The sequence below is a fragment of the Mesorhizobium sp. M0030 genome (assembly GCF_040323695.1).
Classification (GTDB): domain Bacteria; phylum Pseudomonadota; class Alphaproteobacteria; order Rhizobiales; family Rhizobiaceae; genus Mesorhizobium.
The window spans coordinates 96,719-109,160 of the sequence record NZ_JAMYVE010000006.1; the positions used below are offsets into that span (position 1 = coordinate 96,719).

Here is a 12,442-nt window from a genome sequence, read left to right on the forward strand (position 1 = left end):
ATCGATCGTTGCCGAAATCCATGCCCTGGGTAATGTCTTCTAGTAGAGCGGTTCCTCAAACAATGTCTTGTCGCCGTCCATCAGCGCCTTGATCTGTGCCTGGCCACTGGCGGCGAGCGCGATGCGCACGCCGAATGGCCGCACCCGCATGTCGTTCTGGATCGCCATGCCCTGGCCCTCAGGTAGGTAGAAGCGGTCGATGCCGTATTGCGGTGCGATCGTGGATTCAGGATCAAGCGTCCAGCCCGGCGCGACCTGGCCGACAATATCGGCTTCGTCGGCGGTCGCCGGCGTCGGAGCCTTGCCGAACCAGGCCGTGGTCGCATGCCAATAGCCGTCGGCACCCGGCTTCAGCCGGACCACGATCGGCGTGTTCTCGCTCACGAGCTGGCCGGCCGGGATGTTGGCGATCAGCTTCACCGGCAAGCGCGATATTTCATAGCCGAGGATAATATAGTCGCCGCGCAGCAGATCGCGCGGATCGACCGGCTCGACTTTCAGCAAGACCTCCTTGCCGTTGCGCAGGATCGCCGCGCGGCCGGCGATGATCCAGCTCAGGAAGCCGATCTGGACGAGCGCCAGGACCAGCGCCGAGATGACAAGTTTCTTTCCCGACATCATGCTGCCGCTCCTTCCGGGGCCTTCATGCGTTTTTCCACACGGATGATGACGAGAGCCAGGATGCCGAACAGCACTGCGGCAGCCAGGAAGAAGCCGGCCGTGCCGAGCATCGTCTGCAAGGTCACGACATAGATAATGGCGAGCTCGAAGGCAAAGCCGGCATAGGCAACCCAGCGCAGCCCCCTGCTCTCGCGCCCGCCCAGCATGATCGCCGCGGCAATGCCGGCCAGTGCGATGACCGACGCAATGGCAAAGCCGTTGCTGAAGGCGTTGTCATCGCCCAGTTCGATCTGCATCATCGCCAGCCCGGTGAGAAAGCCGATCAAGGCGTGCAAAGGCAACCGCCCGCCGAGTTGCAAGATCCGGTCGGCCGGCCCAGCGGCGAAGATCGAAACCGCAAACAGCAGCGCCGACACCGCGACCAGAGGAATAGCCAGGGCGAGCGTGTTCTGGTCCAGGCCGCGCACCGCGATATAGAAAATGACCGAGAGAATGATCAGGTGGCGTGCCGGCTGGCTACGCGTCCAGAATGAGACGACAAAAAGCACCGGCGCCATCACGACGAAGAAATCCGGAAATACGGGCCGGTCATAAAAGTCGAACGCGCGCACGAACAGCCAGGCAATGGATATGCCGACGGCAGCGACCGTCAGCGGGTTCGAGCGCAACGCCACCGCGGCAAGCGCCGTGCCGATGCCCCAGGTGACGATGGCCGAGGCTTCGTCACCCGTGAGATGGTACATCTGGCCGATCAGCGCGATCGATCCGCCGAAGGCCGCGGCGGCCACGATCCACAGCGCCTCGCCGATCGCCGCATGGTCGCGCATCTTCAACACCGCGCCGCCGACATAGCCGGCGAGAATGACGGCAAACAGCGCCGCGACCCGCACCAGCCGCGGGATCGCGTCCCAGTTGGCGGCGACGAAGAGCAGGATCGCGGCGCCGAACAGCAGCGCTGCCATCATGGCCAATATAGTGCCGAAGCTCAGCGATTTGCGCTCGTTTGCGTCGATGTCGCACTTAAGCGCATCGGCCGTCTTGGCGTCGATCAGGCCGGCCTGCAGCCACCGCCCGATATCGGCCCTCGCCCGTGACGAATAACTCGCCATGCCGCTTCTCCCCCAGCTTGGTCTTTCTGACAGCCGATCCGCCCAAATCGTTGACGCAACGTCATTTTCCGATTCGGGTTTCTTCATGACGAAGCCGTGAACGCGCGTTAATGTTGCATTGCACAATTTGCATTGCTGCCATGCGCCAACAGCACTTTTAAATCGATATAACCCAGCCTATTTACTGTTCGTACACAAACGGAATGATCCGAAGAAAGACGAAACGAGCACTACCATGAACCTGATCCGCAACTACCGCAACTGGCGCCGCTACCGGGACACCGTCTCCGAGCTGAGCCGCCTGTCGAACCGTGAACTGACCGACCTCGGCATCAGCCGCAGCGACATCCACTACGTCGCCCGCAAGGCGGTCTAATCCTCTTCGGATCGCAAATGGTCCGAACCAGTTTTGAAAAAGAGAACGACAATGAACCTGATCCGCAACTATCGTAACTGGCGCGTTTACCGCGACACCGTTACCGAGCTGGGTCGCCTTTCGAACCGTCAGCTCCATGATCTCGGCATCGTCCGTGACGAGATCAAGATCATCGCCCGCAGGGCGACGATCTAGCCAGAATTTCGCCAGGGTCGACCTCCTCCCCGACCCTGACGGATACGGTCAGCCTTCACCTCCTCCCGAGGGTTGACCACCAAAACGGCGCCCGCCGCACCTCCTCCCGCGGCGGGCGCTGTTTCCAAAGCGAACGCAGTTCGTCTTTCCGAAGCGAACGCTAGTTCGTCTTCAAAGTGAACGCAGTTCGTCTTCCAGGGATTTCGCCTCCCTCGATCCGGCGAAAAGAATTTCGTCAAAGCCGACCTCCTCCCCGGCGATGGCGAATACGGCCGATCCCCACCTCCTCCCGAGGATCGGCCCCAAAAACGACACCCGCCGCACCTCCTCCCGCGGCGGGTGTTGTTGTTTTTGGGTAGGCTTTTCAATTGCGCATGCAGTCGATCGAGGCGCTTTACGCCGCCATCAGACCGTCGCTGCGGACATAAGAAAGTCGAGCTCCGTCGTTGCACGACAATGACCCACGCTCGCACCGGCCAATTGCAAACAGCGCGCCAAGCGATTATTCCGGCGCTCATGAGCAAAAATCCAATCCATATCGTCGGCGGCGGCCTCGCCGGCTCCGAAGCCGCATGGCAGGCAGCGCAAGCCGGTGTTCCCGTCATTTTGCATGAGATGCGCCCGGTGCGCGGCACCGATGCGCATAAGACCGATGGCCTGGCCGAGCTCGTCTGCTCCAACTCCTTCCGCTCCGACGATGCCGAAAACAACGCGGTCGGCCTGCTGCACGCCGAAATGCGGCTGGCCGGCTCGCTGATCATGAGTGCCGGCGACGCCAACCAGGTGCCGGCAGGCGGCGCGCTGGCCGTCGATCGCGACGGTTTCTCCGACGCGGTGACGAAAAAGCTTGAAGCGCACCCGCTGATCACCATCGAGCGCGAGGAAGTGCCGGGCCTGCCGCCGGCGGAGTGGGACCAGGCGATCATCGCCACGGGACCGCTGACCGCGCCGTCGCTCGCCCAGTCGATCGCCGAGGCAACCGGCGCCGATGCGCTGGCCTTCTTCGACGCGATTGCCCCGATCATCCATTTCGACACGATCGACATGGACATTTGCTGGTTCCAGTCGCGCTACGACAAGGTTGGGCCCGGCGGCACCGGCAAGGACTACATCAACTGCCCGATGGACAAGGACCAGTATCTCGCCTTCGTACAGGCGCTGGTCGACGGCCAGAAGACCGAATTCAAGCAGTGGGAAGGCACGCCCTATTTCGACGGCTGCTTGCCGATCGAGATCATGGCCGAGCGCGGCGTCGAGACGCTGCGCTACGGGCCGATGAAGCCGATGGGGCTGACCAATGCCCACAATCCGACGGTAAAAGGCTATGCCGTGGTGCAGCTGCGTCAGGACAATGCGCTGGGCACGCTCTACAACATGGTCGGTTTCCAGACCAAGCTGAAGCATGCCGAGCAGGTGCGCGTGTTCCGCACCATTCCGGGTCTGGAAAACGCCGAGTTCGCCCGTCTCGGCGGCCTGCACCGCAACACCTACATCAACTCGCCGACCTTGCTCGACGCCTCGCTGCAGCTGAAGTCGCGGCCGGGCCTGCGCTTTGCCGGCCAGATCACCGGCTGCGAGGGCTATGTCGAGAGCGCGGCGATCGGCCTGCTCGCCGGCCGCTTCGCCGCCGCCGAGCGGCTCGGCCACGCGCCATCGCTGCCACCGCTCACCACCGCCTTCGGCGCCTTGCTCAACCACATCACCGGCGGCCACATCGTTTCCGACGACGAGCCGGGCAAACGCTCGTTCCAGCCGATGAACGTCAATTTCGGCCTGTTCCCGCCGGTGGAAGCACCGAAGACCGAAGGCAAACGCCTGCGCGGCAAGGACAAGACGGTGGCCAAGCGCCACGCGATCACCTCACGCGCGCGGGCAGATTGTCGGGAGTGGCTAGGGCTGCCGGCGCAAACATCGGAAGCTGCTGAATAGCCAAGTCTCAGAGTCCTAACGCGATTGACGTTTACGTCAACTCGCTGGCCAACCCCGCGTTGCGCGCCTGAGCAACAGCCAATGCCGGCGCAGAGCCGAAAGCCGGGCTGCGCCACCAAGCGGCGAGCGGCCATTGGCCATCTTGCCGAGATAGGCGCTGGTCAGCGCCAGCGGCAGGAACGCCGGACGCAGCGTTTCCGGAAGTGCGGACGCCCCTTGCTCGAAAGCGCGGAGATGCTCCTGCGCCAATGCAATCATCGCAGCCACCGCGCGCTGAGCGCCGGGGCCGCCGTCGCCGCTGACGAACTCCTCCGGCGACGAGCCGGCCGCTGCAAGGATATCCGCCGGCACGAAGCATTGCCCGCGTCGGCGATGCAGCGGCAACAGCAGCAACAGGCCGGTCATCGCCTGGGCGCAGCCGGCCCTGCCCGCCAGTTCGGCAAAGCGCGGCGCCTGATTGGGATCGAGCACCATCGCCGCCAGCTGGATCAGCGCGGCCGCCGTCTCGCCGCAATATCCCTCGAGATCGGTGCGCGACGGCATCGGATCGTCATAGAGGTCGAAGATGCGGGCCTCGAGCATGTTGTCGAAGGCAGTTTTGGGCAGGCCATGGGCAGAAATCGTCGCCTTCAGCGCATCGGCGAGCGGGTTGCCTGTGGCTGCGGCTTCAGCAGCGATGACATCGCGCCACCATTGCAGCCTCACTTCGCCCGGCAATGCCTCGTGGATGCGGTCTCGGACAGACGCAATCTCGGCATTGAAGGCGTAAAGCGAAAACAGCGCCGCGCGCTTGTTGGCCGGTGCATAGAGTGCGCTGACATAGCGGTCATGGTCGCCGGCGCGCACCGTCTCCATGACGATGTCAGCTGTATCGGTCACGTCAGTCGACGGCGATGAGCGCCGCGGCCACGGCGCGGTCTTCGGCAAGCAGAACATTGTAGGTCCGCACCGCTGCCCCCGTAGACATCGGGTCGGAGCCAATGCCAGCCGCTTTCAGCGCCGCCCGAAGTGCTGTCGGCAAGGGCCGCAAATCCTTGCCTGTACCGACCAGCAGGATCTCGACCTTGCCGGCCTCAGCCAGCAGCAGGTCGAAATCCGCCGCCGTCAGGGCCAGCGGATCGGCCGGCTCCCAGCCATGGATGCCGGAGGGCAGGCAAAGAAGCGAGCCGCGATGCGACATGTCGGCGAAGCGGAAGCCGCCATTGCCGTAGGCTTCGATCGGCGCCCGTCCGGGGAAATGCGCCTCGCGGATGACGATGCCTTTTGCCACCAGCGCAGCCGTCAGGTCGCCATGGCCTTGCCGCCACCAACCGGCTTCTCCTCATCGGCGCTCGCTCCCTGCGGCCTGAGCCTGAACAGGATCAGCAAGGGCGCTGCGATGAAGATCGACGAATAGGTGCCGAAGACGACGCCGAACAGCATCGCCATGGTGAACGAGCGGATCACCTCGCCGCCGAACAACACGAGCGCCAGCAGCGCCAGGATGGTCGTCACCGAAGTCAGCGTCGTTCTCGACAGCGTCTCGTTGATGGCGTTGTTCAACAATTGTGGGAGCGGCATTCGTTTGTATTTTCGCAAATCTTCTCGAACACGGTCATAGACGACGATCGTGTCGTTGAGCGAATAGCCGATAATGGTCAGGATCGCCGCCAGCGAAGACTGGTTGAACTCGAGCCCGGTGATGACGAAGAAGCCCAGCGTCATCACCACATCGTGCACCGTCGCCACGATTGCGCCGACCGCGAACTGCCATTCGAAGCGGAACCAGACATAGACCAGGATGCCGATCAGCGCGATGATCATCGCAATCGTGCCTTGCTTGGCCAGTTCGCCCGAAACGGTGGGACCCACCACCTCGACGCGGCGGAAATCGTAATTGTCCTGCAGCTCGCCGCGCACCTTGTCGATGACGGTCTGCTCGGCGTTCTCACCGCCATCCTGGGTGCCAACGCGGATCAGCACGTCATTCGGCGCGCCGAATTGCTGGACCTGCACTTCACCGATATTGAGCTCCGACAGCCGGCTTCTGATATCGCCAATATCGGCGTCGCCTTGCTTGGACTGCACCTCGATGATCGAGCCGCCCTTGAAGTCGATGCCGTAGTTGATGTCGATGGTCAGGAATCCGATAACCGACGCGATCGACAGCAGGCTGGACAGTGCGAACGTCCAGCGGCGGATGCCCATGAACGGGATTTTCGTGCCGGCCGGAACGAAGGTCACCGGCGCACGCGGCAATTCCTTCGGACGCGCACGGCGCAGCCAGATCGACACCAGCAGACGGGTGAAGGTGAAGGCGGTGAACACCGTGGTCAAAATGCCGATGGCATAGGTGATGGCGAAGCCCTTGACCGGTCCGGTGCCGAGATAGAACAGCACGACCGTGGCAATCAGCGACGTCACGTTGGAATCCACGATGGTCGCCAACGCCTTGGTGAAGCCTGTGTCGATCGACTGGATGACCGAACGGCCGGCCCGTCGCTCCTCTCGGATACGCTCATAGATCAGCACGTTGGAATCGACCGCCATGCCGATGGTCAGCACGATACCGGCAATGCCGGGCAAGGTCAGTGTCGCGCCAAGCAGCGACAAGACCCCGACGATCATCGCCACGTGCACGGCGAGCGCAATGTTGGCGAGGAAGCCGAGAAGTCCGTAGGCGACGAACATGAAGGCGACGACGAGAATGGAGCCGATGATGCCGGCGACCTTGCCGGCATGGATCGAATCCTGGCCGAGGCCCGGGCCGACGGTGCGTTCTTCGATCACGGTCAGCTTTGCCGGCAGCGCGCCGGCGCGCAGCAGCACGGCGAGGTCGTTGGCGCTTTCGGCGGTGAAATTGCCTGAGATCTGGCCGCTGCCGCCGAGGATCGGTTCGCGGATCACCGGCGCCGAAATCACCTGATTGTCGAGGATGATGGCGAACGGCTTGCCGACATTCTGCTGCGTCGCCTGGCCGAATCGTGTCGCACCGCGCGAGTTGAAGACGAACGAAACCACCGGCTCGTTGTTTCGGGAATCATAGGTTGCCGTCGCCTTGGCAAGATCTTCACCGGACACGATGACGCGATTTTCCACCAGATACGGAACCGGCGGATCGTCCTGCGAATAAAGCACCGAGGAGCCTGCCGGCGGGCGGCCGTTCAGCGCATCCTGCACCGACATCGAGGTATCGACCATCTGGAAGGTCATCTTGGCGGTCTGGCCGATGATCTCCTTCAGCCTTTGCGGATCCTGCAGGCCCGGCACCTGGACGAGTACACGGTCGTCGCCCTGCCGCTGCACGATCGGCTCGGTGGTGCCGAGTTCGTTGACGCGACGCTCGACGACTTCGATCGACTGCGCCAATGCGGCCGAGGTGCGGTATTTGATGCCGGCGTCGGTGACGGTGAATTTGAGCAGCCCGGCTTCGGAATCATCCAGGGACATCTCCTGGATGGAGCCACCGGTGAACAGGCCGGCGGCGACCGGATCGGTCAGCGGCTTAAGCGCCGCCTTGGCGGCATCGATCTGGGTTGGATCGGTGATGCGCACTTGTACGGTCCTGCCGGTGCCGCCAAGGCCGGTATAGCCCACCTTGGCATCGCGCAGCAGCGTGCGGATCTCGTCGCGCGTCGTTTCCAGCTGCGCCTTGACCAGGTCGTTCTGGTCCATCTGCAAGAGGATGTGCGAACCGCCCTGCAGATCGAGACCAAGCGTCATCTGCCGCTTCGGCACCCAGTTGGGCAATTGCGCCAATGTGCTGGCCGGGAAGAGATTTGGCGCGGCAAGGATGAATGTGACGGCCACGGCGATCCAGATCAGGATCATCTTCAGGCGCGAAAAATACAGCATATGGCGTTGTCCGTCAGGGCGTACTGGCGGATCGTTCCGCCGACAATTCGGTTATTTCTTGGCGTTCTTATTTGCCACCGGCTCGCCCTTAACCCGCACTTCGCCGATTGTCGAGCGCGCTGAGGTCAATTTGGCGCTGCCGCCGGCAGCGGTTTCGGCGTCAATCGCCTCTGTCGGTTCCATTCTAATTCTGATCACCGCCGGGCGCTATCGTGCGCTACTCGACTATTTTCAATTGTGCAGGCATCGGTCCGGAACGCAAAAGCAAGGCCAGATCATCGGCGTTCTCCTTTGTAAGGTTGCCCGATATCTGGCCGCGGCCGTTAAGAATTGGCTCGCGGACGACTGGCACCGAAAGCACTTGGTTGTCGAGGATCATCGCAAATAGCTTGCCGACATTCTGCGAGGTCGCCTGCGCAACGCGTGCCGTTGCCCTGGAATCGAAGGTGAACGAAACCGCCGGCTCATTTGTGACGGAGTTGGAAGTCGCCTGAGCATTGACAATGTCGTCACTGGAAACGATCGTTCGGCTCTCAACCAGATAGGGAACCGGTGGATCGTCCTTCGAATAAACCACCACCGAGCCAGCGGGCGTCCGGCCATTGATCGCATCAGCGACCGGCATCGACTCATCAACCCACTGAAAAGTCAGCATTCCGGTTCGGGTGAGAATTCTCCTCAGCCTTTGCAAATCCGCAACGCCCGAGGTCCGGACCAGCATACCGTCTTCGCCCTCTGGCCGCACTACTGGGTCGGCTACACCAAGATCACGCAGGCGATTCTTAATGACCACGATCGACTGCGCAAGCGCGATCGACATCCGATACTTGATACCTGTGTCTGTTACCGTGAACTTGAGCAACGCTGCTCCGGTATCATCCAGGATCACTTCCTGGACCGGACCAGCGCTGCCAAGGACAGGATCAGTCACCGCCTCCAATGCCATCTTGGCCGCGCCGACCTGAGCGGCGTCGGTGATATGCACCTGAACGGCCCGACCCGACTTAGCAAGACCAGTATAGCCGATCCTTGCATCGCGCAGCAGCGTCCTGATTTCGTCACGCGTCGCCTCCAACCGGCGATCGATCACATCGGTCGCGTCCAATCGAAGCAGCACGTCCGCGCCGGCAGCGTGAAGACTGGGCGCGCCGACGAGCATTGTGGCCATAGCAAGCCAGATCAGGATCATTTTCAGGCGCGAAAAATGGACCATACGCCGTCTTTGTCAGAGCTCTGCCCGCGGATCGCTCCGCTTGGGAAACTGGCTTACTTCTTGGCGTTCTGGTTGGCCACCGGCTCGCCCTTGACCCGAACATCGGCGATCGTCGAGCGCAGCGCCGTCACCTTGGTGCCGCCGCCAAGGTCGATCTCAAGCTCATTGTCGTCGATCACCTTGGTCACCTTGCCGACGAAGCCGCCGCCGGTGATGACCGTGTCGCCACGGCGCACGGCCGAGATCATCTCCTGGCGCTTCTTCAACTGGGCGCGCTGCGGCCGGATGATGAGGAAATACATGATCACGAAGATCAGAACGAACGGGAGTATCATGCCGATATCCCCGAACGGACCAAGCGGAGTTCCGGTAGCTTGGGCGTATGCCGGTGTGACGAACATCAAGAACTCCTGGTTACGAAGAAGGCCGTAGGGCGGCCTCGCCAAATTTGGCCGGAATATAGTGGGTAAAGTTACCAATGCAACTGCGCGGCCGGGCTTTCAGCTGCTTTTCCGGCCGGTTGACCCGTGTTAGAGCATGCTCCCGGAATACGGGCGTGGTTTTCGCAAAAGATCATGCCCAAACAAAAGCTTGGAACCAGTTTCTATCTCGCCCGGATCAAGACGATTTCGGCCCCTACGCACGTTCGTGCGGAAACATAAAAGACGAGACATGACCGACAGCACCATCGAGGCCCTGAACCAAAAGCTCGACCGCCTGATCGAGGCGGTCACCCGCCTCGCCCCGCCGCCGGTGCCGCAAACCGATCTTGCGGTTGCCGATTGCTTCGTCTGGCAGGCCGACCCCGGCTATCTCGAGCCGGTGCGCAAGGTCAACCGCGTCGACATCGGCCTGATCCGCGGCGTCGACCGCGTGCGCGACATTCTGGTCGAAAACACGGAACGCTTCGCCGCCGGCCATGCCGCCAACAATGTGTTGTTGTGGGGTGCGCGCGGCATGGGCAAATCCTCGCTGGTCAAGGCCGTGCATGCGCAGATCAACGCCCAGGCCAAATCCGACCTGCCGCTCAAGCTGATCGAGATCCATCGCGAGGATATCGACACGCTGCCCAGGCTGATGGGCCTGCTGAAGGCGGCGCCGTTTCGCTTCATCCTGTTTTGCGACGACCTCTCCTTCGACCATGACGACACCTCCTACAAGTCGCTGAAGGCAGCCCTTGAAGGCGGCGTCGAGGGCCGCCCGGCCAATGTCATCTTCTACGCCACGTCGAACCGCCGGCACCTGTTGCCGCGCGACATGATCGACAATGAGCGCTCGACCGCCATCAACCCGTCCGAGGCGGTCGAGGAAAAGGTTTCGCTGTCCGACCGTTTCGGCCTGTGGCTCGGCTTCCACAAATGTTCGCAGGACGAATATCTCGACATGGTCAACAGCTATGCCAGCCATCACGGGCTCACTATCGACCCGGAGCAGCTGCGCGCCGAGGCGCTAGAATGGGCAACGACGCGCGGCAGCCGCTCGGGCCGCGTCGCCTGGCAGTTCACCCAGGATCTGGCCGGCCGGCTCGGCAAGCCGCTGAACGACTGATTGATTTCCGTCAGGTCACTGAAAAAGCCCGCCCCTTGCGGAGCGGGCTGAGCCGGCGGGCCGGACTGGAGGTCAGACGGCCTGCAAAACGTTTATTGTTCTATTCGAGATAGCCAGAGGGGTCGACCGGGGCCGAGTTCTTGCGCACTTCGAAGTGCAGTTTCGGCGAGTCGGTGGTCCCGCTCATGCCCGACAGCGCGATTTCCTGGCCGCGCTTGACCTTCTGGCCGCGCTGCACCTCGATCGACCTGGCGTGACCATAGACGGTGACCAGCCCGTTTTCGTGGCGCACCAGAACCGTATTGCCGAATTCCTTGAGGCCGTCGCCGGCATAGATGACCACGCCGTTTTCGGCCGCCTTGACCGGCGTCCCCTCAGGCACGGCGATGTCGACACCATCCTTGCCGCCACCAAAATTGGAGATGACGCGGCCACGCACCGGCCAACGCATCTTGCCGATGCCGGTGGCATCAGGCGCGACAGCATCGTCGTCCTCGGCCTGCTGGATGACCTTGGCATCCTTCTTCGGCGGCGTGTAGGTGGCGAGCGTCTCCGTCGGCTTTGCCGCAGGCTGGGTTGCGGCCGTCGTCACCGGATCAACTTTGGCCGGCTTGGCGCTTGCAACCGTTGCGGTGCCACCGGCGGGAACCTTCAGCGTCTGGCCGATCTTGAGCAGACCGTCCTGCATGCCGTTGGCCTGCTTCAGCGCCACGACGCCAACCCCGGTCTTCCTGGCGATGGAGGACAGGCTATCGCCCGACTGCACCGTGTAGGTGCCGGCACCTGCCTTTGGCGCCGCTGCGGCCGTCTGCTGCGCCGGCTTGTCGGTCTTCGGCTTGTTCGCGGCCGAAGCGTCGACCTGCGCGGCGGACTTGCCGTCCTTGAGCTTCGGCTGCTGCGGCAGCACGGCGACCTTCTCCGGAGCCGGCGTCTTGGGGCTGTTCGCCGGCTTGCCGTCGGCAACTTTCGGCTCGGTCCCCTTGCTCGAATAGGCATAGGCCGGGATGACCAGCTTCTGGCCGGTCTTCAGCCCCTTGGTGGCGCTCAAGCCGTTGACCTTCATGATGACGTCGGCCGGCACGTGATAGCGATGGGCGATGCCGGAAATGGTCTCGCCGTCCCTGACGACGATCTCCGTGGCGTGCGGCGTGCCGGCGGCAACTGGTTTCGGATCGGAGTCACCGGCATTCTTGAACGGCCTTGCCGGCTGCACGGTGCTGGTGGTCGTCCTGTCGACATGCGGTGCCGGCGCAAGTGCAGGCGCGGAAGCGGTGCGCATCGGAGCGGCTTTGGGCGCGCTTGGCGGCGGCAGCTGCTGGACGGTGACCGGCTCCAGGCTGGAGCGGCTGACCGACTGGTTATGGCTGCCATCGACAGGTGCTGCAGCGATCGGCTCGGGCGCCACATCGCCCGGATAGGGCTGCGCGGTGCTCTGCTTGTCGATGATGGCGCGCTGATTGTTGGTCGAGGAGGTGAAGACGTCGTCGACACCGTTGAACCGCGAGACCTGGGAGCTACACCCCGCTGCCATTCCGGCTAGCATGAGGACAGCGCAGCCCCGCGACAGAGTACGCCCGTTTGCCTTCATAACACTGAATTGCATCGCACTAACCCGCA

Annotated in this window: 12 protein-coding genes; 4 read left to right on the plus strand and 8 right to left on the minus strand. The window is 62.7% G+C overall.

The genetic code is table 11. The features are described 5' to 3' along the window. Positions 1 to 39: 39 nt before the first annotated feature. Entirely contained in the window at positions 40 to 621 is a 582-nt protein-coding gene (locus NKJ80_RS14575; protein ID WP_023697610.1) for a GDYXXLXY domain-containing protein, read from the minus strand. Next, positions 618 to 1,730 carry a DUF2157 domain-containing protein gene (locus NKJ80_RS14580; protein WP_023733692.1) on the minus strand — a complete coding sequence of 371 codons (1,113 nt, stop codon included), beginning with the start codon at positions 1,728 to 1,730 and terminating at the stop codon, positions 618 to 620. The genes NKJ80_RS14575 and NKJ80_RS14580 overlap by 4 nt, the downstream gene beginning before the upstream one ends. A 235-nt stretch (positions 1,731 to 1,965) precedes the next feature. Between NKJ80_RS14580 and NKJ80_RS14585 the strand changes: the two genes are divergently transcribed. The 3 genes from NKJ80_RS14585 to trmFO all read left to right on the plus strand — a co-directional run bounded on the left by NKJ80_RS14585 (position 1,966) and on the right by trmFO (position 4,230). After that, positions 1,966 to 2,106 carry a DUF1127 domain-containing protein gene (locus tag NKJ80_RS14585; RefSeq protein ID WP_006335194.1) on the plus strand — a complete coding sequence of 47 codons (141 nt, stop codon included), beginning with the start codon at positions 1,966 to 1,968 and terminating at the stop codon, positions 2,104 to 2,106. Between the two features lie 51 nt (positions 2,107 to 2,157). Then, complete coding sequence (locus NKJ80_RS14590; protein WP_023667673.1) at positions 2,158 to 2,301, plus strand: DUF1127 domain-containing protein; 144 nt, start codon at positions 2,158 to 2,160, stop codon at positions 2,299 to 2,301. Between the two features lie 516 nt (positions 2,302 to 2,817). Then, positions 2,818 to 4,230 (plus strand): methylenetetrahydrofolate--tRNA-(uracil(54)-C(5))-methyltransferase (FADH(2)-oxidizing) TrmFO, encoded by a 1,413-nt coding sequence (trmFO, locus tag NKJ80_RS14595; RefSeq protein WP_352497794.1) that lies wholly within the window; start codon positions 2,818 to 2,820, stop codon positions 4,228 to 4,230. A gap of 36 nt (positions 4,231 to 4,266) precedes the next feature. On the opposite strand, the gene NKJ80_RS14600 is transcribed toward trmFO, so the two are convergent. The 5 genes from NKJ80_RS14600 to yajC form a co-directional block, all read right to left on the minus strand. Next, complete coding sequence (locus NKJ80_RS14600; protein WP_023751547.1) at positions 4,267 to 5,085, minus strand: phytoene/squalene synthase family protein; 819 nt, start codon at positions 5,083 to 5,085, stop codon at positions 4,267 to 4,269. Positions 5,086 to 5,110: 25 nt separating this feature from the next. Beyond that, positions 5,111 to 5,500 (minus strand): Mth938-like domain-containing protein, encoded by a 390-nt coding sequence (locus NKJ80_RS14605; protein ID WP_023688226.1) that lies wholly within the window; start codon positions 5,498 to 5,500, stop codon positions 5,111 to 5,113. Positions 5,501 to 5,511: 11 nt separating this feature from the next. Beyond that, positions 5,512 to 8,064 carry a protein translocase subunit SecDF gene (gene secDF / locus NKJ80_RS14610; protein WP_023667677.1) on the minus strand — a complete coding sequence of 851 codons (2,553 nt, stop codon included), beginning with the start codon at positions 8,062 to 8,064 and terminating at the stop codon, positions 5,512 to 5,514. A 217-nt stretch (positions 8,065 to 8,281) separates the two neighbouring features. Next, positions 8,282 to 9,277 carry a SecDF P1 head subdomain-containing protein gene (locus tag NKJ80_RS14615; RefSeq protein WP_352497795.1) on the minus strand — a complete coding sequence of 332 codons (996 nt, stop codon included), beginning with the start codon at positions 9,275 to 9,277 and terminating at the stop codon, positions 8,282 to 8,284. Positions 9,278 to 9,330: 53 nt separating this feature from the next. Continuing rightward, the gene (yajC, locus tag NKJ80_RS14620; RefSeq protein ID WP_023667680.1) at positions 9,331 to 9,678 is read right to left on the minus strand and encodes a preprotein translocase subunit YajC; all 348 of its coding nucleotides are present in this window, start codon (positions 9,676 to 9,678) and stop codon (positions 9,331 to 9,333) included. 271 nt (positions 9,679 to 9,949) lie between these two features. On the opposite strand from yajC, the gene NKJ80_RS14625 reads away from it, so the two are divergent. Next, complete coding sequence (locus NKJ80_RS14625; protein ID WP_023688224.1) at positions 9,950 to 10,825, plus strand: ATP-binding protein; 876 nt, start codon at positions 9,950 to 9,952, stop codon at positions 10,823 to 10,825. A gap of 100 nt (positions 10,826 to 10,925) precedes the next feature. Here NKJ80_RS14625 and NKJ80_RS14630 read toward each other — a convergent pair whose 3' ends face one another. Beyond that, the gene (locus NKJ80_RS14630; protein WP_352497796.1) at positions 10,926 to 12,428 is read right to left on the minus strand and encodes a peptidoglycan DD-metalloendopeptidase family protein; all 1,503 of its coding nucleotides are present in this window, start codon (positions 12,426 to 12,428) and stop codon (positions 10,926 to 10,928) included. Positions 12,429 to 12,442 lie beyond the last annotated feature (14 nt).